This is a genomic window from Pseudomonas sp. LBUM1662, assembly GCF_059695915.1.
In genome coordinates, this window is record NZ_CP166793.1 from 3,744,251 (window position 1) to 3,768,054 (window position 23,804).

24 protein-coding genes and 1 pseudogene are annotated in these 23,804 nt (G+C 59.3%); 11 read left to right on the top strand and 14 right to left on the bottom strand.

Going from position 1 to position 23,804, the window contains the following annotated elements; all coding sequences use genetic code 11:
• Positions 1-18: 18 nt before the first annotated feature.
• Positions 19-936: a LysR family transcriptional regulator gene (locus ACA049_RS16720; protein WP_497328414.1), complete on the top strand. Its 918-nt coding sequence runs from the start codon at positions 19-21 to the stop codon at positions 934-936.
• On the opposite strand, the gene ACA049_RS16725 is transcribed toward ACA049_RS16720, so the two are convergent.
• Together ACA049_RS16725 and ACA049_RS16730 are read right to left on the bottom strand one after the other, a co-directional pair.
• Positions 933-2,087 (bottom strand): NnrS family protein, encoded by a 1,155-nt coding sequence (locus ACA049_RS16725; protein WP_497328415.1) that lies wholly within the window; start codon positions 2,085-2,087, stop codon positions 933-935. The two genes, ACA049_RS16720 and ACA049_RS16725, sit on opposite strands and share 4 nt — an antisense overlap.
• Positions 2,087-2,335, bottom strand: a complete 249-nt coding sequence (locus tag ACA049_RS16730) for a transmembrane sensor/regulator PpyR (RefSeq protein WP_497328416.1) — start codon at positions 2,333-2,335, stop codon at positions 2,087-2,089. Before ACA049_RS16730 ends, ACA049_RS16725 begins: the two co-directional genes overlap by 1 nt.
• Before the next feature lie 263 nt (positions 2,336-2,598).
• On the opposite strand from ACA049_RS16730, the gene ACA049_RS16735 reads away from it, so the two are divergent.
• Positions 2,599-3,096 (top strand): VOC family protein, encoded by a 498-nt coding sequence (locus tag ACA049_RS16735; RefSeq protein WP_497328417.1) that lies wholly within the window; start codon positions 2,599-2,601, stop codon positions 3,094-3,096.
• Between the two features lie 35 nt (positions 3,097-3,131).
• Positions 3,132-3,965, top strand: a complete 834-nt coding sequence (locus tag ACA049_RS16740) for an AraC family transcriptional regulator (protein ID WP_497328418.1) — start codon at positions 3,132-3,134, stop codon at positions 3,963-3,965.
• On the opposite strand, the gene ACA049_RS16745 is transcribed toward ACA049_RS16740, so the two are convergent.
• From ACA049_RS16745 to ACA049_RS16770, 6 genes are all read right to left on the bottom strand, one after another.
• Complete coding sequence (locus tag ACA049_RS16745) at positions 3,966-4,553, bottom strand: LysE family translocator (RefSeq protein WP_497328419.1); 588 nt, start codon at positions 4,551-4,553, stop codon at positions 3,966-3,968. It lies immediately after the preceding gene.
• Between the two features lie 261 nt (positions 4,554-4,814).
• Positions 4,815-6,323 (bottom strand): tripartite tricarboxylate transporter permease, encoded by a 1,509-nt coding sequence (locus tag ACA049_RS16750; RefSeq protein WP_497328420.1) that lies wholly within the window; start codon positions 6,321-6,323, stop codon positions 4,815-4,817.
• Positions 6,324-6,347: 24 nt separating this feature from the next.
• On the bottom strand, positions 6,348-6,842 hold the full coding sequence (locus tag ACA049_RS16755; protein WP_497328421.1) for a tripartite tricarboxylate transporter TctB family protein: 495 nt from the start codon (positions 6,840-6,842) through the stop codon (positions 6,348-6,350).
• Entirely contained in the window at positions 6,839-7,798 is a 960-nt protein-coding gene (locus ACA049_RS16760; RefSeq protein WP_497328422.1) for a Bug family tripartite tricarboxylate transporter substrate binding protein, read from the bottom strand. The genes ACA049_RS16755 and ACA049_RS16760 overlap by 4 nt, the downstream gene beginning before the upstream one ends.
• Positions 7,799-7,922: 124 nt before the next feature.
• Positions 7,923-8,993: a sterol desaturase family protein gene (locus tag ACA049_RS16765; RefSeq protein WP_497328423.1), complete on the bottom strand. Its 1,071-nt coding sequence runs from the start codon at positions 8,991-8,993 to the stop codon at positions 7,923-7,925.
• Positions 8,994-9,052: 59 nt separating this feature from the next.
• Positions 9,053-10,384, bottom strand: coding sequence for an aminotransferase-like domain-containing protein (locus tag ACA049_RS16770; RefSeq protein ID WP_497328424.1), 1,332 nt, complete (start codon positions 10,382-10,384; stop codon positions 9,053-9,055).
• 87 nt (positions 10,385-10,471) lie between these two features.
• On the opposite strand from ACA049_RS16770, the gene ACA049_RS16775 reads away from it, so the two are divergent.
• Complete coding sequence (locus ACA049_RS16775; RefSeq protein WP_497328425.1) at positions 10,472-11,368, top strand: DMT family transporter; 897 nt, start codon at positions 10,472-10,474, stop codon at positions 11,366-11,368.
• A gap of 82 nt (positions 11,369-11,450) precedes the next feature.
• Here the strand turns inward: ACA049_RS16775 and ACA049_RS16780 are convergent, their stop codons facing one another.
• From ACA049_RS16780 to ACA049_RS16790, 3 genes are all read right to left on the bottom strand, one after another.
• Positions 11,451-11,813, bottom strand: coding sequence for a DUF6124 family protein (locus tag ACA049_RS16780; RefSeq protein WP_497328426.1), 363 nt, complete (start codon positions 11,811-11,813; stop codon positions 11,451-11,453).
• 684 nt (positions 11,814-12,497) lie between these two features.
• On the bottom strand, positions 12,498-13,280 hold the full coding sequence (locus tag ACA049_RS16785; protein WP_497328427.1) for an ABC transporter substrate-binding protein: 783 nt from the start codon (positions 13,278-13,280) through the stop codon (positions 12,498-12,500).
• 73 nt (positions 13,281-13,353) lie between these two features.
• Positions 13,354-14,316, bottom strand: coding sequence for an arginase family protein (locus ACA049_RS16790; protein ID WP_497328428.1), 963 nt, complete (start codon positions 14,314-14,316; stop codon positions 13,354-13,356).
• A gap of 122 nt (positions 14,317-14,438) precedes the next feature.
• On the opposite strand from ACA049_RS16790, the gene ACA049_RS16795 reads away from it, so the two are divergent.
• Positions 14,439-15,314: a LysR family transcriptional regulator ArgP gene (locus tag ACA049_RS16795; RefSeq protein WP_497328429.1), complete on the top strand. Its 876-nt coding sequence runs from the start codon at positions 14,439-14,441 to the stop codon at positions 15,312-15,314.
• Positions 15,315-15,325: 11 nt separating this feature from the next.
• Here ACA049_RS16795 and ACA049_RS16800 read toward each other — a convergent pair whose 3' ends face one another.
• Complete coding sequence (locus tag ACA049_RS16800; protein ID WP_497328430.1) at positions 15,326-16,207, bottom strand: LysR substrate-binding domain-containing protein; 882 nt, start codon at positions 16,205-16,207, stop codon at positions 15,326-15,328.
• Between the two features lie 198 nt (positions 16,208-16,405).
• On the opposite strand from ACA049_RS16800, the gene ACA049_RS16805 reads away from it, so the two are divergent.
• Positions 16,406-17,311 (top strand): MBL fold metallo-hydrolase, encoded by a 906-nt coding sequence (locus tag ACA049_RS16805; RefSeq protein WP_497328431.1) that lies wholly within the window; start codon positions 16,406-16,408, stop codon positions 17,309-17,311.
• Positions 17,312-17,556: 245 nt separating this feature from the next.
• On the opposite strand, the gene ACA049_RS16810 is transcribed toward ACA049_RS16805, so the two are convergent.
• Entirely contained in the window at positions 17,557-18,045 is a 489-nt protein-coding gene (locus ACA049_RS16810) for a GNAT family N-acetyltransferase (protein WP_497328432.1), read from the bottom strand.
• A 139-nt stretch (positions 18,046-18,184) separates the two neighbouring features.
• Positions 18,185-18,505: an isochorismate lyase gene (locus ACA049_RS16815; RefSeq protein WP_497328433.1), complete on the bottom strand. Its 321-nt coding sequence runs from the start codon at positions 18,503-18,505 to the stop codon at positions 18,185-18,187.
• Between the two features lie 102 nt (positions 18,506-18,607).
• Between ACA049_RS16815 and ACA049_RS16820 the strand changes: the two are divergent.
• From ACA049_RS16820 to glyA, 5 genes and pseudogenes are all read left to right on the top strand, one after another.
• Positions 18,608-18,781 (top strand): annotated as a pseudogene (locus ACA049_RS16820) (LysR family transcriptional regulator); the annotation flags it as partial.
• A 258-nt stretch (positions 18,782-19,039) separates the two neighbouring features.
• Positions 19,040-19,609: a type 1 glutamine amidotransferase family protein gene (locus ACA049_RS16825; protein ID WP_497328434.1), complete on the top strand. Its 570-nt coding sequence runs from the start codon at positions 19,040-19,042 to the stop codon at positions 19,607-19,609.
• 693 nt (positions 19,610-20,302) lie between these two features.
• Positions 20,303-21,424 carry a hypothetical protein gene (locus ACA049_RS16830; protein ID WP_497328435.1) on the top strand — a complete coding sequence of 374 codons (1,122 nt, stop codon included), beginning with the start codon at positions 20,303-20,305 and terminating at the stop codon, positions 21,422-21,424.
• A complete protein-coding gene (locus ACA049_RS16835) occupies positions 21,417-22,418 on the top strand; it encodes a phosphopantetheine-binding protein (protein ID WP_497328436.1) in 1,002 nt (333 codons plus the stop codon). The genes ACA049_RS16830 and ACA049_RS16835 overlap by 8 nt, the downstream gene beginning before the upstream one ends.
• A complete protein-coding gene (glyA, locus tag ACA049_RS16840) occupies positions 22,415-23,770 on the top strand; it encodes a serine hydroxymethyltransferase (protein WP_403100010.1) in 1,356 nt (451 codons plus the stop codon). Before ACA049_RS16835 ends, glyA begins: the two co-directional genes overlap by 4 nt.
• Positions 23,771-23,804: the final 34 nt, after the last annotated feature.

A 23,804-nucleotide genomic window follows, 5' to 3' on the forward strand; every position in this document is an offset into this window, starting at 1 on the left:
TTTCATAATGGCGGTGCTATGAATCACGATCCTTTCGACGGCTTGACCGAGTTTCTGGCGGTGGCCGAGCACAAAAGCTTCACCCTCGCCGCCACCCGGTTGGCGGTCACGCCCACGGCGGTCAGCCACGCGATCAAACTGCTGGAGCGGCGTACCGGCGTGTTGCTGTTCCAGCGCACCACGCGCCGGGTGGCATTGACCGAGGCCGGCGCGAGCCTGTTTGCTCGTCTGCGCCCGGCGGCCAGTGAGATCGATGAAGCCCTGGCGGTGCTCAGCGGTTTTCGCGATCAGCCCATGGGCACGCTGCGCATCACCGCGCCGCGTCTGTCCGGCGCCTTGCTGATCGAGCCGCTGATGCCGCTGTTCCGTCAGGCTTACCCGCAGGTCAGCCTCGACATCTCCCTGGACGACGCCACGGTCGACCTGATGGAGAGCGGTTTCGATGCCGGGATCCGGCTGGGAGAATCCATCGAGAAAGACATGATCGCCGTGCGCCTGACACCGGACCTGCAATGGTCGGTGGTGGGCTCGCCGGCGTATTTCGCCAAGGCCGGCAAACCGCTCAGCCCGGAAGACCTGACCCGGCATGAATGCATCGGCTTTCGCTTCGCCAACTCCGGCAGCGCGCATCGCTGGGAGTTTCGCCGCGACGGGCGGGACTTCACGGTGGGCGTCGAGAGTGGCGTGATCGTCAATGATCGCAAGCTACTGGTCTCCGCCGCCCGAAACGGGCTCGGACTGGCTTACGCCTGCAACCTGGAGATCATCGACGAGCTGGCGAACGGTCAGCTGGAGCCGGTGCTGCAGCCGTTTGTGCCGCTGAGTTCGGCGTTGTACCTGTACTTCCCCAGTCGCACGCAGACCCAACCGAAACTGCGCGCTTTTATCGATATGGCCACGCAGTGGATTGCTGATCAGGGGGGCCTGGGGCGTTAAACCCTCGGCTTGAGCAGGATGCCGGTGTAGTGCACGAGGAACAGGCCGAAAGCACTGCTCCAAAGCAGCGCCGAAAGGCCCAGCCCCAGCCCGGAAAACGGCACCAGAAACACCCGGCTCAACGCGGCGATCAGCAGCAAGGCAAACCCCAGCACCACCGTGTTCGATGGCTGCAGCAGGCGCCCGGTATGGCCCAGGCTGACTCGCGCGATCATCGCCAGAATCAACCCGCCGATACCGCCGACCGCCAAGGCGTGCGTGGCCAGACTTTGCTGCGGCATCAAGCCTGCGTGCCACAGCGCCATCGCCAGCGCCGCCACCACCAGCCAGGCGTACGCGAGGTACAACGACCAGAGCAGCGGCACGCGCCAAAGGCCCCGGTCATGCCAGCGCCACAGGCGCAACACATGCAACGCGCCCATCAGTAGAAACAACGCCGCCAACCAAGGTCTGGGCGCATCGTTCCACCCGGCCGCAAAGGTTATCGCCGCCAGCAGGCTGCTCAGCAACAACACCTTGGTTGGCAGTGCGTGAGCGGCGGGTGCAGCGGTATGGTTCAAGCCACGCTGGATGAAGAAGGGAACGACCCGGCCGCCGATCACGGTCATCAGCGCCGCCACCAGCCACAAGGCCGCCAACACGCCACGCCGTTGCAGGCTTGCGTCATCAATCGCAATGCCCACCAGCGTCATGCCCTGACAGCCGGCCATCAGGGCGATCACCAACAGAATCGGATAGTTGTCGCGCTTGCCGGCGGCCACCAGATCCCGTCCGATCGCCCATGCCAGCAGTGGAAGAAAAGGCACTTGCGAAGCCAGCAACAGGCTATCGGGAATGGGCAGTAACCAGGCCAGTCGCGCCAGCAGCCAGACCAGCACCAGCCCCATCAAGGGCCAGCCGTTGAGGCCGGGGCGCCCTGTCCAGTTCGGCACAGCAGTCAGCAAGAAACCGGCGATGATCGCCGTGGCAAAACCGAACGGCATTTCATGCCGGTGCCAGGCCAGCATCCCGCCAACAGGCTGCGCGTCGGGCAATCGCCCGTACAACCAAAGCGCCCAGATCGCCACCGCGATCGCAGCAAACCCGGCTCCCGCCAAAAAGAACGGTCGAAATCCGAGACTGAAGAGCGGCGCAGCGGCGAGTCTGCGCATCAGGCCACCGCCCTGACCAGACCTGTGCCCAAGCGATGCTGAGCCAGCAGGCGCATGACGTAGCCGATCTTGAGCAAGGTCGGCCCAATGATGGTCATGGCATGCAGCGTCACCAGTACCACGATGGGCAGATGGCCGTCGTAGAGGTAAGCGCCGTAGATGCCCGCCAAAAGCAGCGCCAGGCCAGCGCCAAGCACACGACTCGACAAGTGCAGAACGTTCTGAGGATTGCTGAAGAAATCGAACATTTTTCCGTACTCCTGAAGCAGTTCAGTTGTACGTATTGCTTATCAAGTCCCGTGCCAGTTTTTCGGGCCTTATAAATCAGCCCCTTGAAGCACTCCGAGTCATAACGACCATTTCGGATGCAGTCGATATGACTCATATCATTGTCATTTTGACCCAGCCTCCCCCACGCATGAGGGCAAATGTCGATCTACGGTCCAGCCAATCGACTACAAGCTGGCTACGCTGATAATCCAGCATGAGTAACCCGTAGAGGAGCGCCACCATGCAACGCGTGCAAAAACTGACTCCCTGCCTCTGGTTCGACAATCAGGCTGAAGAGGCAGCAAAGTTTTACTGTTCGATCTTCGATCATTCGAAAATCACCGCCATCACCCGTTATGGAAAGGCTGGCCAGGAGGTGCATGGCATGCCTGAAGGCTCGGTGCTGACGGTCAGTTTCGAACTCGACGGACAGCCAATGACAGGGCTGAACGGCGGTCCTGTGTTCACGTTCAGCGAAGCGATTTCCTTTCAGGTCAACTGCCAGACCCAGGAAGAAGTCGACTATTTCTGGGGCTCTCTGTCCGCCCATCCGGAGAACGAGCAGTGCGGTTGGGTCAAGGACAAGTTCGGCCTGTCCTGGCAGATCGTGCCGGTCGCCATGATGGACATGTTGAAAGACCCCGACACGAAGAAATCGCAACGGGCCATGCAAGCGATGATGCAGATGAAAAAACTCGACATCGCCGCTCTGCAGCGAGCCTTTGACGGCGAGAGCTAATACACTCCGTTGCTGGCCTGCCTGGGACACTGACGATGAAACACACCGTTGCCAAAGACGCTGACAAAGCCCCCCGGTTCTGGCGCGACGACGCCCTGCCCTTCATCGAAGCCCGCTCCATCGCTGACGGCCGCGAGGTCTGCTACACCCGGCATGCTCATGAGCACTTTTCCATCGGAGCGATCACCGCCGGACGCAGCACCTACCTTCACGAGCAAGCGCAGTTCGAGGTCAGCGCAGGCACCGTGGTGTTGATGAACCCCGAAGATGTGCATGCCTGCAATCCAATCGACGACCAGCCATGGTCGTACCTGATGCTGTACGTCGAGACGCCCTGGCTGACCGATCTGCAACACCAGCTCGGTTTCAGCCGGGACTCGGCGTTCCGGCGGTTTTCCATCACCCACACCCGCGACGACAACCTGTTCGCCGGCCTCAACGGTCTGTTCGACATCCTGGTGGATCCTGTGCAGGACGTGTTGTGCAAACACAGTGCAGCGGTGGAGTTTTTCACCGAGGTGCAACAGCGACTTAACCCGATCAATCAATCGCTGCGCGAACCCAATTTCAAGCTGGAACGGGCCGCCGATTACATTCGCGACCACTGCACACACCCGCTCAAACTGGAGGACATTTGCGAGGCAGCTCAACTGTCGCCGTCCTATCTCATTCGTGCCTTCAAGCAGCATTACGGCATGACGCCCCACGCCTTTCTGGTCAACCGACGTATCCAGTTCGCCCGTGATCAATTGCGCAATGGCAAGTTGATTGCTGATGTGGCGCTGGAAGCAGGATTTTCCGATCAGGCGCATTTTCAGCGGGTGTTCAAACAACATCTGGCGGCCACACCGGGGCAATATCGCGGCTGATCAGGGCATCAACAGGTACGCAGCACACACCGTCAGCAGCAACGCCATGATCCGGTTGAACAGGCGCATGCCCGCAGGATTGCTCAAGTAACCGCGCAAAAAGGTGCCTGCGTAAGCCCAGCATCCGACGGAGACGTAACAGATCACCAGGTACACCGCCGCAAACTGCCAGACCAACCGCGCCTCGCCGTCCGCGACGAAGGCGCCCATGCCCGCCACGCAGGCGAGCCAGGCTTTCGGGTTGAGCCATTGCATCACCGCGCCGTACAGCATCGATGGTGCCCGGTGCGACTCTTTGGCTTCGAGGCGGCCGTCGTCCGCCGCCAGTTTCCAGGCCATGAACAACAGAAACGCCACACCGGCCAGTTGCACCACCCGCGTCAGCGCCGGCCATAGCCGCAGCACTTCATGCAACCCCAGCCCCATCAACACCAGCAGCAGAACGAAGCCCAGCGTAGCCCCGGCGACATGCCGCTGACTGGCGCGAAAACCGAACTGCGCCCCCGAACTCAACGCGACAATGTTCACCGGCCCGGGCGTTATCGAAGCGACCAGGGCAAATGTCGCCATGGAAATAATCAGACTCATCGCACACCTTCTTCAATTCAGGGAAATCAGCGCTCAAGGTACTGAGCGCCCTGCCCTGCGTATTGAAGAAAACTGCCCAGATTGGTTGATGCCGCACGCTCCCGGTAGCAGCTGGCGAAGCCTGCGTTCGGCGGCGCAGCCGTCGCGAGATCAGGCAATGCGGTGTTTCTGGAAAACCGCGCACTCCGGTTTTACGACTGCTGCGCAGCCGAACGCAGGCTTCGCCAGCTGCTACCAGATTCGCGGTGTGCCTTATCTTGATCAATCATCTTCGTGCAACTTGATGCCCCGGGCGTGCAGCAGGTGAGGCACGATCAGCACCAGCAGCGTCAGCGCAAGGAATGACGCGGCGATCGGTTGCGTCAGAAAGATCATCCAGTCGCCCTCGCTGATGGACAACGCGTTGCGCAGCTGTTTTTCAGCCATCGGCCCCAGCAGCATGCCCACGATCACGGGCGCGACGGGGAAATCGAAACGCCGCATCAGCACCCCGCCCCAACCGATCGCCAGCATCAGCATCAGGTCGAACGAAGAGTGGCGCATGCCGTACACGCCGATGGTGGCGAACACCAGAATGCCGGCGTTCAGGTACGGTCGGGGAATCTGCAACAGCTTGACCCACAACCCCACCAGCGGCAGGTTCAACACCAACAGGATGACGTTGCCGATGTACAGCGAGGCCACGAGGGTCCAGACCAGATCACCCGACGTCTGGAACAGCATCGGCCCCGGTTGCAGGTTGTAGTTCTGGAACGCGGCCAACAGGATCGCCGCTGTCGCGGAGGTCGGGATACCCAGTGTCAGCAGCGGCACCAGAGAACCGGTCGCGCTGGCATTGTTGGCGGCTTCGGGGCCGGCAACCCCTTCGATGGCGCCCTCGCCCTTGTTCCCCGCAAACTCTTTGGGAAACTTGCTCAGTTTGCGTTCGGCGGAATAGGACAAGAAGGTTGGAATCTCGGCACCTCCGGCCGGAATCGAGCCGAACGGGAAACCGATCAGCGTGCCCCGTAACCAGGCGGGAACGGAGCGTTTCCAGTCAGCGCGCGTCATCCATAAAGACGTCAACCGGTGCCGACCGGACGCCTCTTCCTTTTGATACAGCAGGCTGTACAGCGCTTCGCCCACAGCAAACAAACCGACTGCCACAAGCACGACTTCGATGCCATCCACCAACTCCGGCACGCCCAGGGTGTAACGGGCAATGCCCGAGGTCGAGTCGAGGCCGATCAAGCCGATGGTCAGGCCAATCCCGAGCGAAGCAAAACCGCGCAGCATCGAAGCCCCCAGCACCGCCGACACGGTGGTGAAGGACAGCACCAGAATCGCAAAATACTCCGCAGGACCAAACTTGAGCGCCAGCGTGGCAACGATCGGGGCAAACAAGGTGAGCAGAACCGTCGCGATGGTGCCAGCGACAAACGAGCCGATAGCCGCCGTCGCCAAGGCCGGCCCTGCCCGGCCGTTACGGGCCATGAGGTTGCCTTCCAGGGCCGTGACCATGGATGACGACTCGCCAGGGGTGTTGAGCAGGATGGACGTGGTCGAGCCGCCAAATTGCGCACCGTAGTAAATGCCGGCGAACATGATCAGCGCCCCGGTAGGGTCGACCTTGGCGGTGATCGGCAACAGCAGCGCTACGGTCAGTGCCGGTCCGATCCCCGGCAAGACACCGATGGCCGTGCCGAGCAAGCAGCCGATAAATCCCCACATCAAATTGATCGGCGTCAGCGCAGCGGCAAAACCGACGGCCAGGCTTGAGAGAATATCCACCGTGTTTATCTCCTTGGGCCGGGGTCAGAGCCAGGCGTTGATCAGGGGCGGCAGGGAAACCCCGAGCCCGGCGTTGAACAACCAGTAAATCGGCAGCGTCAAGGCAATGCCGATGGCCAGGTCCCGCAGCGGACGGCGACTGCCAAAACCCCGGGCCGAACAGGCAAACAGCAGCCCCGCCGCCAGGACGAACCCGATGAGGTTGATCAGCACCGCCACGGCCACCAGCCCCGCGGTCACCCAGGCAGCCCCGAGTTTGCCGCCGGGCAGTGCCTTGGCAGACTCGTCATCGTGATCCGCCAGTTCGCGAAAACCACCGGTCACCGCCTGGTAACACAGCAACAGGCCGACAACGCCGAGGAACACCGCCAAGGCATAGGGATAGACATGAGCACCGAGGATGACGAAGCCCATTTCCTCGGGAAACTGGTAGGCACCTAGCGCCAGTACGGCGCTGATGGCGACCACGCCCAAGCCGATCGCCAGTTGTACCGGCAAGATTCCACGAGACTGGTTCATTTGATCAGCCCGACCTCGACCAGCATCCCATGCAGCCGCACGTGTTCTTCATCGACGAATTTGCCGAACTCATCGCCGGTCAGCACGTTAGGCGCCCATTTATTGGTCTCGACATTGGCTTTCCAGCCTTGGCTTTCGGCGGCAGCCAGGACGGCGTCGGTCACTTCCTTGCGCTGTTCGGGTGTGAGGCCTGCCGCACCGTAGACACCGCGCCAGTTGCCGATAATCACGTCGTAGCCACTCTCTTTCAGTGTCGGCGCATCGATGCCGGCAATACGCTCGGGCGCACCGATGGCGAGTACACGGAACTGGCCGTTCCTGATGTATTGGCCCAACTCGGCATAACCACCGGTGATCACTTTGATCTGGCCACCCAGTACCTGAGCCACGACTTCGCCGCCACCGGCGAAGGCGACGTAATTGACCTTATTGACGGGGATCCCCATTTTGCTGGCCAGATCGGCGATACCGATGTGATCGATCGAACCTTTGGAACCACCGCCCCAGGTGATGCTGGAGGGTTTGTCCTTGAAGGCTTTAAGCAAGTCGTCGAGGGTTTTGAACTCGGACTCCTTGCGCACGGCGATCACGTTGTATTCGGTGAACAACCGGGCGATGGGGGTCACGTCCTTCAGGGTGATTTGCGGCTTGTTCTGTTCAATACCCGCGACCATGATCGCACCGACCACCAGCAGCGCATTCGGATCGCCCTTGGTGCTGTTGGCAAATTGCGCCAGCCCCAACGTCCCGCCTGCCCCGCCCTTGTTCTCGAAGGTGACGGATTTTGCGGCTTTGGCCTCGACCAGGGCTTTGCCCAGATCCCGGGCGGTCTGGTCATAGCCGCCACCGACCGAGCCGGGGGCCATGAACTTGACAGTATCCAGCGCAAACGCGGGCGTAGAGAGCGCGGCAGCCGTCATGGCCACTGCGATGGAGCGACGGAACAAGGCGAGCATATGGAGTCTCCCGATATTGTTTTTGTGGGTGCCGATTGAATCTCGCTCAGGAGCAAACCCTGCTCACTGAACATGCGTCTGTGAACAAGCGTAGGTCATGCTTGTGTTTGGTGACGCCCTTCGCTCAGCTGAATGCTTTACGAGATCCTTCGGCGGGCAACGTTGGAGGGTGTGAAGCGGCGGGCGCAGCTGCCTGGGGGCGTTTCGCCAGGCGGATCTTGCGGGCGATGTCCACAAATGGCGTGACGATCAGGCTGTAGACCGTCAGGTAACGCTCGTGATCCTGTTCACCAGTGCCGAAGCGGATGGATTCCGGTTTCGAGGTGGTGACATAGAGCGTGCCGAACATCCAGTCCCAGAGTGACAGGTTGATGCCGAAGTTCTTGTTGATGTGTCGGGGCGCGTCGCTGTGGTGAATCTGATGTTGGGCCGGGCTGTTCAACACATGTTCGAACAGCGGCCCGAACGACAGCCACACATGGGTGTGACGCAGGTTCGCGGCAAAACCGTTGAGGATCAGCACCAGCCAGGTCACGCCGAACAACGTGTAACGGCTGATCTCGCCCCCACAGGCGTACCAGAAGACGCCGGCAAAGGCCGCGATACAGACCGTATTCGTCAGCTTCTCGACAATTTTTTCCACGAAGTGAACCCGGCTGGCGGTCGCCGGGACCAGGACGGGCGCCGAATGATGGACCTTGTGGAACGCCCACAGCCATCGGGTATGAAACGCCCGGTGGCCCCAATAGTTGGCAAAATCCTTGACCATAAACACCCCCAACCCATAGAGCAGCGAGAGTGAGAGATGGTCGCCGACTTGCACGCGCGCGCCCCACAGGTTGGTCATGAAACGGACGTAGTCACCGGAACGCAGAATGTACGGATCCACCAGGCCGACGATGGGCAACACCAGCGCAACTTTCAGGATGGCGCGAACGAAGTAGTAGCGGTAATCCAGCAACGCCGAGCGATGCAAATGCACCCGTGTCCCACCGATGAATTGCCCGAAAGAACGCGCGTCGGTCAGCCCGCGGGATTTGCGGTAGCGGAACAGGCCGTAGGCAACGCTGTAGGAGGAAAACAGAAACGCCAGGCCGAAGCGGCCGTTCAAATCGAAGATGCCCAGAAACTGGTCGGTGACTGGCGTAATCACCCACAGAGACAAGTAGTCATAGACAAGCGCGAGAACATCCACGAACGGCTGGCCTCCGTCAAAGAGAGAAAAGTGTAGATCACACCGCAGAGAATGGCTTTTTACACATACGCCCCCACCACCCGCTTCACTTTCTCCAGCGCCACCCCAAGCGCGCCCATATCCACCGAGCCCAGCGCCAGGCGGATCGCGTGCGGCACATGGACAGAGGTCGCAAACGGTTCGGCGGTCGACACCGCGACGTGCTCGCGCATCAACGCCATGGCGATCTGGTCGGCCCGCGCGTCTTCCGACAAAGGCAGCCAGATGAAGTAGGACGATGGATGACGCACGAAATGCAGCCCGGCCAGATGCTTGTCGGCCACGGCTTGCCGGGCCTGGGCGTCTGCGCGCTTTTGCGCCTCAAGCTGGCTGACGGTTCCGTCATCGATCCACGCGCAAGCAATCGCCGTCAGCACTCCGGGGGTATTCCAGGTGGTCGCCCTGATCGTGCGCTCCAGTGCGGGCACCGTTTGCAAGGGCGCTGCGACGAATCCGACGCGCAGCCCGGTGGCCACGCTCTTGGAAAATCCTGAAACGTACAGCGTTCTTTCGGGTGCCAGTTGCGCAATCGGTGGCAGCGAATTTTCAGCCAGAAACGCGTACGCCGCGTCTTCGATGATGTGCAGGTCATACTTGCGTGCAATAGCCACGAGGTGCTCGCGTTGATCCGCAGGCATCACCCAACCCAGCGGATTGTGCAGCGTCGGCATGGTGTAAACCGCTCGCACGGAACGACTTCGACAGAGCTTTTCGAATGCTTCCAGATCTGGCCCGGTGTCGGTTCCAGGAATGGGCACGACTTCAAGGTGCAGCGTTTCGGCCAGCACCTTGAACCCCGGGTAGGTCAAGGCGTCTGCCGCGATCACGTCACCCGGTTGCAGCAACGCCATCAGGGCCACCGTCAATCCATGCTGCGCGCCACTGACCAGCAACACCTGCTCGGCCTGCACCGTCAGCCCGCGCGCAACCAAATGACGCGCGACCGATGCCCTTTCATGCAGGCGCCCTGCATGCGGCTGGTAGCGCAGATGGGATTCCAGGTCGCCGGACAACGCGAGCTGACGCAAGGCATTGCGTAGCAGATCGGCCTGCCCCGGCACCGAGGGATAGTTGAAATTGAGGTCGATCATCCCCGCCGCAACATTGGGCTGATGAATCCCCAGGCTCGGCGGCAGCGAAGTCTCCCGGACAAAAGTCCCGCGCCCCGTTTCCCCGCTGACCAGGCCAATGGCCTCCAGCTCTGCATAAACCCGGCTGGCAGTAACCAAGGCCAATCCGTGGCTGGCGGCAAGCAGGCGATGCGTGGGCAAGCGCGTACCGGGCGGCAAACGCCCTGATCGGATGTCAGCTGCAAAGGCGTCCACCAGCGACTTGTACCGGGAGCGAGGCATAGGGAAATGTATCCATGACAATTTTTTGATTGTATCGATAGTCAGCCATACGATGCGCTTCACGCAACCCGACTGAGTGAATTCAAAATGGAACGTGCATCGAAGCTGCAAAATCAGACGATGGAAAAGAACTCCAGCGGGTTGGTCAATGGACTCATCGGCGTGCTGATCTTCAGCGGTTCGCTGCCCGCGACACGGGTGGCCGTGCTGGAGTTCGACCCGGTCTTCCTGACCGTGGCCCGCGCCACCATCGCCGGCGTTCTGGCGCTGTGCATTCTGTGGCTGTTCAAGGAAAAACGTCCTGCACGACACCAGTTACTGCCCTTGGTCATCGTCGCGCTGGGCGTGGTGGTCGGGTTTCCGCTGCTGACGGCGCTGGCGCTGCAGTACGTGACATCCGCACATTCCATTGTTTTCGTCGGCATGTTGCCGCTGGCGACCGCCGCGTTCGGTGTACTGCGCGGTGGCGAGCGTCCCCGGCCGGCGTTCTGGTTGTTCTCGGTCCTGGGCAGCCTGCTGGTGGTCGGGTTCGCCATTTCCCAGGGCCTGACCGCCTCACCGGCTGGCGACATCCTGATGCTGCTGGCCATCCTTGCCTGCGGCCTCGGTTACGCCGAAGGGGCCAAGCTTTCGAAAACCCTGGGCGGCTGGCAGGTGATTTCCTGGGCACTGGTGTTGTCGTTGCCGGTGGTGGCGCCGCTGACCTGGTGGCTGGCGCCCTCTTCGTTCTCGGGCATCAGCGCGCCGGCCTGGTGGAGCCTGGCGTACGTGTCGCTCTTCAGCATGCTCATCGGCTTCGTATTCTGGTACCGCGGACTGGCTCAAGGCGGGATTGCTGCCGTTGGACAGCTGCAGCTGCTTCAGCCATTTTTTGGCTTGGCGCTGGCGGCTACGTTGCTTCACGAGCAGGTTAGTCTTGGCATGCTTGGGGTTACTGTTGCGGTGATTTTGTGTGTGGTGGGTGCGCGGAGGTTTGCGAAGTAACGCCCCGGCTTCCGGCAAAGCTCGCAGGTCTTGCGCCCCCCAGTGATCGGCAGACCACTGGGAGTTTTCTAGCAGACCGGCCCTACTTGGGGAGATCAATCTTATCCAACACCCGGTTCGCAGTGATCTCCGCCATCATGATGCTGTTGGAAATGCCCAGTAGCGCGTAGCGCGACTCACCCTCCAGATGATCCACCAACTGATGGACCATTACATCGACCGAGGCCAGGGTCTCGACCAGATAAACCGCCAGTGTTTCGGCCGTGGCCTCGGGGTCTACGGAAAACAGGGTACTGCGTGTTCGCGGGATGGCTTTGATGTCGGCATTCGACGGGAAGTGGAAGTCGAGCGCCCGCTCGGCGGCATCGTTGAGTTTTTTGGAATCGGTGGATTCGTAGGGGGAAACGTCGTCCGTTTCCGGGGGATTGGGCGTGGCTTTGAACATGGTGTTGCTCCTTGATTAGTGGAGCCGCCACCGTTCGCGGTCAAACGAATTGAGGTGGCAGCTGTACGCGGGTTGACCGACCGGAAATCAAGGAATCCGGCACACCCGAAGATGTCCCACGCACAGCCACCGCAAAAAAGCCGGAAGCTTTTATTGGGCACTGATACGCCTTGATTGGATCGGACGGTCAAATCCGGACGCTGAATTGGCAGCGACCCGGAAACGATAGAGACCAGCCCCAAAGCGCACAAGCCGGCGGATTCTGGCGCAGCCGTAGGCAACGGCGCAAGGACTTGTAGCTTTCAGGAAGTAAACCCGATGGCGTTTAAACAAGCGCCCTCAAATCTTGTTGAATGAACGGGCGCGCACTCACTACGAGCGATAAAAGTGTACGGCGACTTGCGTCCCCCGCTGTACCGGAAAAGCCCCCGCCGTCCATGATAAAAATACCGCTCTCGTTACCGGAGACTTGGGATAGTCCGCTCTTGAACACGGTAGTGATCAGCATTGAGAGCCGGCGCGGGTACGCCTGCATCGCTCGCACTGAGTAGATGTTCCAATGCGAACAACTCAACCTCATCGAGCTGCATACATTCCTATTTTTTTGGACTTGATTGGTTCACCCAGCACCGCAAGCCCCCCCTGAAGCCATAGTTCCAGGGGGACTCTACTAACTAAACACCTTTAATTACCGCACACTTCAAACTTGAAATACTTTTCCTGCAGGCGCTTGCAGGTGCCGTTGGCGTGAACGGCGGCAATCGCCGAATTGAGCTGCTCCAGTAACGCCTTATCCCCTTTGCGCACCGCAATGCCGTTGCCGTCGCCAAAGTATTTCGGGTCATCGAAGTCAGGCCCGACTACGGCGAAACCTTTACCGGCGTCGGTATTGAGGAAGCCTTCGTAGATATTGACGACATCGGCCAGCCCGGCATCCAGTCGCCCCGCCACCAGATCCAGGAACAACTGGCCCTGGGAGCCGTAACGCACAACATCGACCCCGGCTGGGGCCAGGACCTCGGAGGCAAAACGATCGTTGGTAGTGCCTTGTTGGACACCGACCTTTTTCCCCTTGAGATCGGCCAGAGGATTATTGATGACCGATCCCGATTTCATGACTAGGTTGGCTGGCATGCTTCGATAGTATTGCTGAGTGAAATCCACGGACTTCATTCGTTCCGAGGTAATCAACATCGAAGAAAGAATGGCATCTATCTTTCGGACTTTAAGTGAAGGGATCAGCCCGTCGAATTCCTGATCGACCCACACACATTTGACTTTCATCTGATCGCAGATTGCATTGCCGATATCAAAATCAAAGCCAGCCGTACCGCCATCGGCTGTCTTGTAAGAGAACGGTGGATAGCTCGGTTCTATCCCGATGCGTACCGTTTTTAACTCTTCGGAGACTGCCAGCGTTGAAGTCAAGGCGAGCGCGAAGAGTCCGATCAACTTGATCATACTCATGATGGATATTCCTGTTTTTTATTAGACTTAGAGAAGTAATCAGATGCAACTGCGTCAGTTTTAAATCGATGACTCACTTGCGATGACGGTAAGCGCCGCCATTACCCCATGAAGCCCCCAGCACATTCAGGATCATTCGGCCGGCGGTGATGCAGGTGATGGCATTGCTGGCATCAAAGCTGGGCGCCACTTCCACGACATCCATCCCCACCACTTTGCAATCGCGCGAAACGGCCCGTAACAGCGGTGCAAGCTGGTCGAAACGCAGGCCACCCGGTGACGGTGCCAATACGCCGGGCATGCCGGACGGGTCCAGCCCATCGGCGTCGACGGTGATATAGACCGCAGCGCCTTTGGGGATCGTGGCCAATACCGGCCCGATGCCGTCGACGTGAACCTGTTCTGCGGTAAAGATCCGCGATCCGTAGACCTCAGCCGCGACAAACTCTTCCCGACGGGCACTACCGGTGCCGCGCATACCAATCTGGGTCATCCCGGAAATCCACGGTTTCTCGCTGGCCCAGCGTAGCGGGCTGCTGTACCCCCGACGCACGCCATTGACCTCGGCACGCCAGTCCAAATGCGCATCGATGTGCAGGATGTGCACAGGGGTCTGCAATACCGCCAGGGCATCCAGCGCCGGAATGGTCACCCCATGATCGCCCCCCAGGATGAACACCTGCGCCCCGTCGCCCCACAGGCTGGCCAGCAATTCGGTGACCTGCGCGGCGTGTTCGTCGTAGTTGCCGTGGGTCCAAGGCATGTTGCCGTAGTCGACGCAATGAGGCGGCAGCACGCTGGACAACTCGGCGCCCAGATCGAAATCCCAATGCGCCTGACCATCGCAGAACTGGCCGGATTGCCAGCGGATAGCGTCCGGTGCGCGGGCCTGGTCGTTGGGGTGCGGATTGCCCGGATAAGGCTCGCTGTGCGGCAGCCCGAGCATTGCCACCTGGGTCGGCAGGGTCCTCAGATTGGTTGCGATGGGCCAGTTCAGAAAGGGCCGAACCGGGGCGTGAGTGGTTTGCGTGTTCATGGTCGAAGACTCCTGTAGTAGCCGTGGCGTGTTGTCCAGGCACGTTGAGTAGACGCAACGCCGCAGGTATCCTCAAGCTAAATAAATTAACCAATCATTAGAAAAACTAAACCAGAGGCACCATGCTCGACACCCGAGATCTGATGACATTCCTGGCGGTCATCGAGGAGGAAAGCTTCGAGGCAGCGGCCAAAGTGCTGCATGTCACGCCGGGGGCCGTGTCCCATCGGATCAAGCAATTGGAAGAGAGTGTCGGGACGCTGCTGGTCAAGCGAATGCTGCCGACCCAGGTTACGCCGGCGGGAGAAGTCGTGCTGCGCCTGGCGCAACAGGTCCGGATGCTGCAGATGGACACCCGTCAGGAATTGAGCGAGGCCAACAATACGGTCAATACCCGGCTGACGATTGCCTTGAACGATGACTCACTGTCCGCCTGGTTCCTGCCGGCGATACTGCCGGTGATCAAGGCCCATGACGTGTCGCTGGACTTGCGGATGGGCGATCATGAACACACCAATCAACTGCTGCGTGATGGAACCGCCATTGCCGCCATCACCACCGATCCCAAGCCTGTCAGAGGTTGCGAAATCAAGGCGATCGGGGCCATGCGCTACAAGGCGGTAGCCAGCCGAGGGTTTCAGCAAGAGTACTTTGCTGAAGGTTTTACCTGGCAGGCGCTGGAGCGTGCGCCGACCATTCTGTTTGATAGGCAAGACACCATGAGTGAGCGCTTCTGCCAGCAACTGTTCGGCCAATCAATGCAAATGCCAGTGCACTACATCCCCAGTTCCCGAGGACTTATCGAAGCGGCAATGATGGGGTTGGGCTGGTGCATGGGGCCGGAAAAACTGATCCGGGAGGCGTGTGAAAGTAGCCACCTGATAGAACTGGCCCCTGAGCATACGCTGGACATCCAGTTGTTCTGGCAGGCGTTCAAACTCAATACCCAACTGCTGAAAGAGCTCACCAAAAGCATCACCATTCCAATCGATGCCTGATGGCCGACTGATCAGGTACTGGAGCCGAGCCATTCGATGAACTCATCGACTTCGGGGCGGCCCCGGCTGCTGTCATTGCACACACAGTAGTAGTTATGCAGGGCCGGAACGCTCAAGGTGAAGGGCTGAACCAGGCGCCCGTCATCCAGATCCCTGGCCGATACCAGTTCATCGCTTAGGGCAACGCCAAAGCCGTCGATTGCGCCCTGTAGCACCATGCCGAAGTCGTCGAAATGCACATCCGTGTATTCGCGTTCATGGCAACGGGCTTCGGTCAGCCAACGCCGCCACTGTGCGCCATCGTCTTCATGCAACAGGCGATGGTGGGCAAGGTCGGACAGTTGTCGAATGGCCCTGTCGCCACGCAACAGCTGAGGGCTGCACACCGGTGTCATGCGAATGCCGTGCAGCAGGCGCCACCAAAAACCGGCACCGGGCGGCGTTCCATAGGTTACGGCGACATCCGCTCGACGCCAGTCGACCAGACCGTAGCTGACCTCGCTGATGACATTGAGCTTGATGTGGCGATTCTCATCCATATAGGTGAACAGACGCGTCGCCAGCCATGTGAGGCCATAGGCCCCGGGAATGGACAGGGTCAGTTGCTTAATTTCATCGGGCCTGACGGTCGCGTTGCGCAGGACCGAAACCGCCCCGCCGATTTCCCTCATCGCGCTGGCCACATGTTTCTGCAACACCCTGCCGCTGTCGGTCAGCACCAATTGCCGCCCCTGTTTGACCAGCAGCTCCACCCCCAGGCTGGCCTGAAGCGCCTTCAACTGCTGGCTCACAGCGCCAGAGGTGACATGCAGCTCATCCGCCGCTGCACTGATGTTGCCCAGCCGTGCAACGCACTCGAACACCTTGAAACTGTGGAGGGGTGGCAAGCTCATAGGTGACGGCCCAGGTTAGTCAATTGCGATGGATCGGCAGGTAATAACTGATCCCGTAGACCCCGTCAACGGAAGGCCCGCCGCCCCGTCTTCTGCAAACCTTTAGTTTTTCTAACCATAAATACTTTAATACTTATCGATTGTTTGACGCCCTCGTATTGGTTTGACTAAGCGCTCCACCACGAGGAAGTTTCACCCATGAAAATCAATAATAAAAAAATAGCCTTTGCCTTAACCCTGGCTGCGACCATTGTGTTCAACGCTCACGCCGAAGACGCCATCAAAGAGAAATCCAATTTCGTTGTGCACAAATTAAACGACAATCTTTACGCCATTGGCGAACCCACTTACTACCAAGCCAATTATTCTTATCTGATTATCGGCAATAACAAAGCCTTAATGCTCGATGCCGGCGCAGAGCAAAAAGAAGACATCACCAAGGTCGTCAAGAGCATCACGCAAAAACCGCTGTCCGTATTGCCCTCCCACCTGCATTTCGACCATATCGCCGGCCTGCACAACTTCGACAGCATCTATCTGCTGGATACCGAATTCACGCGCAAATTCAAGCAGGACGATGGGCTCTACCACGTGCCGGAGTCCGTATATCTTGGGGATTTTGATAAGTTTGTGCTCGAGCCATTCAAGGTGTCCCGCCTGGTCAAGCCCAATGAAGTGATCGACCTGGGTGTCGTCACACTGAAGCTGCTCAGCATGCCCGGCCACACTCAGGATGAAGTGGCGCTTTATGATGAAAAGAACAACGTGCTGTTGTCAGGCGACCATCTTTATCCGTCGTCGCTGTTTGTGGGCAACATGAAAGATTACGTGGCTTCGGTTTCGGCAACGTTGACTGTTATTAATAAAGACACTGCTATTTATGGCGCTCACGCGGGTTCAGATCCAAATCTGGTTCCGAAGATGACCTTCGAGGAAATAGTGCTGATTCGCGACAAGTTAAAAGCTGCAGAGCATAAAACTGCCAAGCCTGATCCGTTCCCAGGTTCGGATCTAGTCAAGAGCACTAATCTCTATAACGTTGACAAAGAGGTGAGTATTCTTTCCGATATCGAATTCAAGGACGGCAGAAAATATGGCTATTGATTATTAGCGCAGGCATCCGGAATTGAACCGTAGACTGTGAGGAAGCATCCCCTGTAGGAACTACCCAGTGCAACGAGGCTGCGATCTTTAAAAGCAAGATCATAGATCGCACTCTGAGGGGAACGCAGTGAAGGTGGGGCGAACCTTCCCGCGATGGCCCTCCTAAATTATCTCAACGCTGGATTCCGAGTGACTGCTATGGGTCGAAAGCGGGCCTCCGCGATGGGCAGCTAACGACTGTGGATTCAACCGGTTGAGATTCTGCTGCGCGTCATGTGTATGAGGGCCGATCGGCCGTTTCCCAAAGAAGGTCGCTCCTCAATGGCATAAGGCACAAACCCAAGCTTGGGGTAGAGCAGCAGCCCTGCCGTGTTCTCGTTGAAACAGGAAATCTGCACCTCGTTGGCTCCGTAACGCTCGAATGCCAAGGCGGTCATCGTCTCTACGATAAACGTGGCCACTCCTTCGCCCCGAGCGCTCGGCGAGACGATGACATTGCCGATACAGCAAACGCCATTGCGTTCAGCTCGATAGAAATTGGCAAACCCAACGACAGCCCCATTGATCTCCACGACGGTAGAGTCAAAGCGCTGGGAGATCGCGGTAATCAACTGCGTTTCCGTTAGCGGGAAGTGCGCTTTGGGAAACATGAAAAACAACTCTTGAGCGTTCTGAGGAAAGCCGCAGATCATTTTAACGTCGCTAGCCTTCACTGGCCTGTGGTTTAGTTTCATTGCTCGTCTCTAAGCTCCATGAATCAGTTCTTTAGCTGAGTCCCAAGGCTAGCGAAGGGTGATGGGAAGCTATGGCATGTCCGCAAATGGCCGACTGCAGCTGACATAAAGGGCGATTGACGCAGTCCGGATACTAGAGTCAGGTGTTGGATTGATGAGCCGCCCAGTGTTTCATCTCTTCTGCAATGAAGTGGTTCACCAAGTCACTGTACATCTTCTCGATTGCATCCGGGCTCAGGCCCTCAGCCTCGGCCCACTCGCGTCGTGTCGCCAACATGGCCTTGAAACGCTCCGGAGCACGCACTGAAGTTACTGAGGTCTTGTACTTCGAGGCAGCCAGTACGTAGTGAAAACGCTTGCCCAACAGTTTGATAACAACCTGATCAAGGGCGTCGATTTCGCGTCGAATATCCTCCATGCCTGCACACTCTTCGGGCTGCAACTGATTGATGACGTCCATGTAGGTGACTCCGTTTGCGGAAAAAATCGTGGGTTATCGAGGAGTCTGCCCGGGTCAGTGATATCTCGGCAACTGGGTCAATTCGGCGCCGGCGCCAACAGGCTGGACGTCAGCGCTGACGTGAGCTCCGGGCGACTGGTCGTGTTGCCGGCGGATCATCCGGGCAACGCTTCGCCGTTAAGCATGGTATGTCCGCACCGCAAGCAGATTTCTCCTGCCTTTTCGCAACTCTATACGTGGTTGAGAAGCCAGTTTTCCCGAATGGAGCCTGTTTGAACCTGGGCGTCTGGCTTTAAGTCTCCCAGGTAAGAACGGCGGGCTGCGCAGCGTAACGAAACACCCTCTCAACGTTTCACGCCTGAATATGCCGCCGCGTTGATCACTGTCATTGTCAGTTGAAACACACACTGCCAATACTCAGCCACATCATTCATCAGCCCCGCTGGCGTCTACACTCGACGGCCATGCCCACCAGGACAACCCTGCTGGGCAGGTTGCTGCTGATTATCATGGAAGCTTGAGAAGGACACTCAAATGGTACGTGCCGTTACTATTCTCACCGAGAATTTTTCTGACTGGGAGCCCGCGCTGATCAACTCCACGGGCCGCGCCTACTATGGCTTCGAGACTTGTTTTGCCGCTCCCGGTGGCAAGCAAGTGACATCATCCGGAGGCATGACCATCATCCCCAACCTGGCCATCGAGGCCATTCGGCTGGACGATGTCGACTTGCTGATTGTGACGGGAGGCCCGATCTGGAAAACAGACAAGGCACCCGCCATCGAGGCGCTGGTCCGTGAGGCCCACGACAGGAACATAGTCGTGGCGGGAATCTGTGACGGTACCCGCGTACTGGCCAAGGCTGGAGTGCTGGATCACTTGCAGCACACCTCCAATTCCGTTGACAACCTGAAGCAGGTGCATTATCGCGGAGCAGATTATTACCAGGACGTACCGTACGCAGTTGCCGACCAGGGTGTGGTCACGGCTCCCGGCAGCGCGCCAGTCAGTTTCATGGCGCAAATTCTCGACACCTTGGGATTGAACGACAAGAAGCTGGAAGCGTACCTGGCCATGCATGCGGCTGAACATATTCACGGCTGAACCCTTCCCTCTATCTCTCCCCTCACCTCGGCGCTGCGGCCTGTTACCGGGCCGTAGCGCACTTCACCCTTGAACCACTCCTCCAATACTGCGCTGACAACAACCCCTGTTTGTTCTCCACTGCTGAACCGCAGTTCCAGATCTTCCGACAATTATTCTTAATAATCGGAAAAATCTTACTTGCGGATACGACATTTCCGACTAAGGTTACTCCCCATGACGCGTAGGGGTTTCCTTGGCTCCATAAGGACGAGTTTGGAGCCGTGTCAAAGAATGCATTATTGAGATCGCCAAGAGGCGACACTTTTCGACCAAAGCTAAGGAATGGCTAAATGTTTTTCTCTGCCGACATGACTGTGGCTCGATGCCTGCCGCACTCGCTTGTGTCCCCGGCTTTCAGCACCTCATCCCATGAGCGAACTGCTGTAAGCAATAACTCCCATACCCTCAGAGCCGTGCCCGAGATGACGTCAGGCTCTCTCCTTAGCGTGCGCCTTAGAAATTGATTGGCCCGCTCATAGCCAGTAAATCACCGACACATTTTTACGACATGACTGACTGAGTCTGTCGTACAAAAACCTGTGCGCGTTCTATGTCTTTCCCGCTGAACGGGTGAGATGCGAGTGCCCGGGAATGTGCTCCCCAATGGATCGAGATCGCCGCCGGCTGCTGCCTGTGCGTCGAGGATCTGACATGCCAAAAATAACAGTTGAACGCTCGACCAAAGATTCGACCGAGCAGATGAGCATGACGCAAGCACTTGCCGATGCCAGGCTGAGTGTCGAGGCCAAGGCCATGGTCGCCCAAGGCATCTACGCCGGGGTCGCTCAGGAAGTTTCCATCGTCATACCGGTCAAAACTGCGATCCACCCGGATTTGGGACTTTTGCGTCAGTTGGTGATCGCTGGATGGGGCGAAGCGCTTGGCCAGTATCTTGAGGTGCTCGATCTGGGGGGAGACGGCGCTCCAGAGGCCTTGCGCAAGGTTCAGCTGGCTGTCAGATCCGGCACTGCGCTATTTGCCGCCGGCAGCCTGACCACCCGCACTGGAGTGCACTGCCTGGTCTCGATCCATCATGGGTTGGCCGACGAACATAGCCTTGAGGTTCTGGCACGACAGCTACAAACAGAAGACATCGACTCGGCCCTGATGTGCATGCGTCGAGGGCGCGAACGCCATGGCGAATACATCGAGGCACAAGCACAGCTCGCGGAAGTTGATGGCACGCAGCTGACCGCTGCGGCGCACGCCATGACCCCCGTGCGTTTGCTGCAAACCGGGCGCTTGGCCTTCGACATCCAACGGCAGCGCATCAGCCTGCAACGCACCCTGGACATCGCCTCGATCAATGCCGACAAGCCGCCCGTGGCGAAACTCCTGGGCTGCCTGCAGCGGGCCGGTGTCATCGCCGAGGGCGACACCCTGTGTTCGTCGCACAACTGGCGCCAGGCTCACCAGCAGGATGCCATCGGCATGATGACAGGGCTTGTTCCACGCTCCGTGGCGACCCCTGGAGCGCTTGTGCTTCCCGGGCAAATCAGCCTTGAAGCATGCGCCCGTCGCTCTCCGGCTGCGCGCCAGGCGCTGGCCTGCTGCCGCGCGTCCGAGCTGTTCATCAATGGTGCCGGTCGACGCGGCATCCCGGCTTCACACGTGATGAGTGCCGCTTTTCCGGTCGGCATCGACATACGGCGTGCCGGCGCTTCGCAACTGCTCCTGGAACTCGAGGGACCGTTTTGCAACGCCAGCGCACCCACCAATCTGCTCAATGAACTCGCTGATGTATTTATGGATAGGAGTGAATGGAATGACTGAAAACATCCAGCTTGATGAACACGCTCTGGCTGATGAAGTGGCTCGCGTCTGCGCCACTTTTGCCGAGGTGCTCAACCTGCCGAGTGTCGGCCACGAGGACAACTTCTTCAACCTCGGCGGCGACTCCTTTGACGCGATTCGCGTGATGTCGCGGCTGTCTTGCAATTTGCCCATAGTGACTCTTTTCGAGCACCCGACGGCAGCGGGTCTTGCTCAACGCATTGTCTGCGCCGCCACCCGACAAGCCGCACGTCTGGTCTGTTTTGGCAACGTGCAAGCAGCCGCGGGTTCGACCGCGGTGATTGCGGTGCCTTTCGGCGGCGGAGACGCCACGGCCTACCGCAATCTGTTTCAAGGTAATCCGGATGTGCAGGTGTTCGGCGTGGACTTCGGTGATACCGAGGTGGAGAACGCCGCGGATTTTCAAAGTCTGCTCGACAGCCTTGCCAGCGACATCGAAGAAATCGGCGCTGCCCATCTGGTGATCTATGGCCACTGCGCAGGCGCGGCGACCGCCGCGTGCATTGCCTCAAGCATCGCCGCCCACCACAACCACCTCGCTCTGGTGGTGGCCGCCTCGCGCCCGGTGCTGGATGCAGACGCCGCGATTCGTGCGGCTGAAACCACCTCGGACCAGATCTGGACCGACTACTTGCGATCGCTGGGGGCCTTCACCGGACTGCTCGACAGTCAGGTCGAGAGCATGCTGGCTCGCGGTCGAAGAGACCACCTGATCGCCTGCGAAGCCTATCGCCACCTGACGCAGTACCCAGCCAATGGCGTATCGGCACTGGTGCTGCTGGGCGACGAGGATCCGGCCACCGCCGAGCCTGAAGTCGTATTGGCGCAATGGGGCAAGTTCATCAACGTCACCCAAGCCGCCACCCTCGCCGGTGGCGGGCACTACTTCGTGCGTACCCATGCGCACGAGGTCGAGGAAACCGTGCTGTCTTTTGCAGCACACAACACCAAAGGAAGGGATAGCAAGTCATGACAGTCAATCATCAACCACTTCTGACCCAGGCTGATCTGCTCAAGCGTGGCCTGGCCGATCTGCAGGAACATGATGCCGAACTGGCGCGGATCCTCGACGCCGAGGTCGCTCGCCAGCAACGCACGCTCTCTCTGGTGGCCTCTTGCTGCGCGGTCAAGCCGCGCACCCTGGCCGCGTCGTCCTCCGTGCTGGTCAACGTGACCGCCGAAGGTGTGCCCGGACGCCGCTATCACGCCGGATGCGAGAACGTCGACCTGGTCGAGTCTCTGGCGATCCAGCGTGCCCGCGAGCTGTTCTCTGCGCAGTACGCCGGTGTGCAGTCGCACTCGGCTTCCAGCGCCAACTATTCGGTACTCGCGGCTTTGCTCGAGCCTGGCGACACGCTGCTGGGCATGGCTCTGGATAACGGCGGCCACCTGACCCATGGCAGCCCCGTGACGTTCTCGGGCACTTACTACAACGCCATCGGCTATGGCACCACCAAGGAAGGCCTGATCGACTACGACGAAGTCCGCAGGCTGGCTTTGGAACATCGGCCGCGACTGATCATCTGCGGTGCCACGGCCTACTCCAGAGTCGTGGATTTCGAGCGCTTCCGCCGGATCGCCGACGAAGCCGGCGCCATCCTGATGGCCGACATCTCGCACATTGCCGGTCTGGTGGCAACCGGGCGGCATCCGAGCCCGATCGACGCTGCGCACGTCACCACCACCTGTACCCACAAGCAGCTCGCCGGCCCGCGTGGTGGCCTGATTCTCTCAGGCCGTGACGCCCACGAAAAAGTCCCTGGCCGTGAAGCGACGTTCAGCCGCGTGCTCGAACTGGCGGTGTTCCCGCGGATGCAAGGCGCACCGGCCGTCAACATGATGGCTGCCAAGGCCGCGGCACTGGGTTACGCCATGACCCCTGAGTTCGATGCCGAGATGCAGCGCATCCGCACTGCGGCGGACGTAATGGCCAGCGAATTCCAGGCCCGGGACTATGAAGTGGTGGGCGGTCGCAGCGAGAACCACACCATTCTGATCCGCCTGCGTGCAGCGATGACCGGCGCTATCGCCGAGACCGCGCTGGAGCACTGTGGAATCGTCGTCAACAAGAACCGTGTGCCCGGCGAAACCCGCTCGTCCTTCGTCACCAGTGGCCTGCGCATCGGTACCGGCGCCCTCGCCCAGCGTCATGTCGACCCACAGGGTTGCCGGGAGATCGTCGACCTGCTCTGCCGGATCCTGGACGAGGTGACGCCGCTCGGTGACAGCGAGTTCACCCTCGATCCGCTCCTGCGCCAGCAATTCTGCGCAGAGGCCGAGGCGCTTTGCGCGAAGTATCCGATCGCCGATTACCTCGCACGCTAAAACAGTCTCCGGCAGCGCTGGAGGCATGGTAGGA

Excerpts from the sequence above, each read along its gene's own strand:
- ACA049_RS16790 (WP_497328428.1), bottom strand. The coding sequence starts at position 14,316 with ATGAACACGCAAACCACTCACGCCCCGGTTCGGCCCTTTCTGAACTGG.
- ACA049_RS16755 (WP_497328421.1), bottom strand. The coding sequence starts at position 6,842 with ATGAACCAGTCTCGTGGAATCTTGCCGGTACAACTGGCGATCGGCTTG.
- ACA049_RS16720 (WP_497328414.1), top strand. The coding sequence starts at position 19 with ATGAATCACGATCCTTTCGACGGCTTGACCGAGTTTCTGGCGGTGGCC.
- ACA049_RS16730 (WP_497328416.1), bottom strand. The coding sequence starts at position 2,335 with ATGTTCGATTTCTTCAGCAATCCTCAGAACGTTCTGCACTTGTCGAGT.
- ACA049_RS16760 (WP_497328422.1), bottom strand. The coding sequence starts at position 7,798 with ATGCTCGCCTTGTTCCGTCGCTCCATCGCAGTGGCCATGACGGCTGCC.
- glyA (WP_403100010.1), top strand. The coding sequence starts at position 22,415 with ATGACAGTCAATCATCAACCACTTCTGACCCAGGCTGATCTGCTCAAG.
- ACA049_RS16835 (WP_497328436.1), top strand. The coding sequence starts at position 21,417 with ATGACTGAAAACATCCAGCTTGATGAACACGCTCTGGCTGATGAAGTG.
- ACA049_RS16830 (WP_497328435.1), top strand. The coding sequence starts at position 20,303 with ATGCCAAAAATAACAGTTGAACGCTCGACCAAAGATTCGACCGAGCAG.
- ACA049_RS16770 (WP_497328424.1), bottom strand. The coding sequence starts at position 10,384 with ATGCCTCGCTCCCGGTACAAGTCGCTGGTGGACGCCTTTGCAGCTGAC.
- ACA049_RS16745 (WP_497328419.1), bottom strand. The coding sequence starts at position 4,553 with ATGAGTCTGATTATTTCCATGGCGACATTTGCCCTGGTCGCTTCGATA.
- ACA049_RS16825 (WP_497328434.1), top strand. The coding sequence starts at position 19,040 with ATGGTACGTGCCGTTACTATTCTCACCGAGAATTTTTCTGACTGGGAG.
- ACA049_RS16800 (WP_497328430.1), bottom strand. The coding sequence starts at position 16,207 with ATGAGCTTGCCACCCCTCCACAGTTTCAAGGTGTTCGAGTGCGTTGCA.
- ACA049_RS16810 (WP_497328432.1), bottom strand. The coding sequence starts at position 18,045 with ATGAAACTAAACCACAGGCCAGTGAAGGCTAGCGACGTTAAAATGATC.
- ACA049_RS16725 (WP_497328415.1), bottom strand. The coding sequence starts at position 2,087 with ATGCGCAGACTCGCCGCTGCGCCGCTCTTCAGTCTCGGATTTCGACCG.
- ACA049_RS16740 (WP_497328418.1), top strand. The coding sequence starts at position 3,132 with ATGAAACACACCGTTGCCAAAGACGCTGACAAAGCCCCCCGGTTCTGG.
- ACA049_RS16795 (WP_497328429.1), top strand. The coding sequence starts at position 14,439 with ATGCTCGACACCCGAGATCTGATGACATTCCTGGCGGTCATCGAGGAG.
- ACA049_RS16780 (WP_497328426.1), bottom strand. The coding sequence starts at position 11,813 with ATGTTCAAAGCCACGCCCAATCCCCCGGAAACGGACGACGTTTCCCCC.
- ACA049_RS16805 (WP_497328431.1), top strand. The coding sequence starts at position 16,406 with ATGAAAATCAATAATAAAAAAATAGCCTTTGCCTTAACCCTGGCTGCG.
- ACA049_RS16815 (WP_497328433.1), bottom strand. The coding sequence starts at position 18,505 with ATGGACGTCATCAATCAGTTGCAGCCCGAAGAGTGTGCAGGCATGGAG.
- ACA049_RS16775 (WP_497328425.1), top strand. The coding sequence starts at position 10,472 with ATGGAACGTGCATCGAAGCTGCAAAATCAGACGATGGAAAAGAACTCC.
- ACA049_RS16735 (WP_497328417.1), top strand. The coding sequence starts at position 2,599 with ATGCAACGCGTGCAAAAACTGACTCCCTGCCTCTGGTTCGACAATCAG.
- ACA049_RS16785 (WP_497328427.1), bottom strand. The coding sequence starts at position 13,280 with ATGAGTATGATCAAGTTGATCGGACTCTTCGCGCTCGCCTTGACTTCA.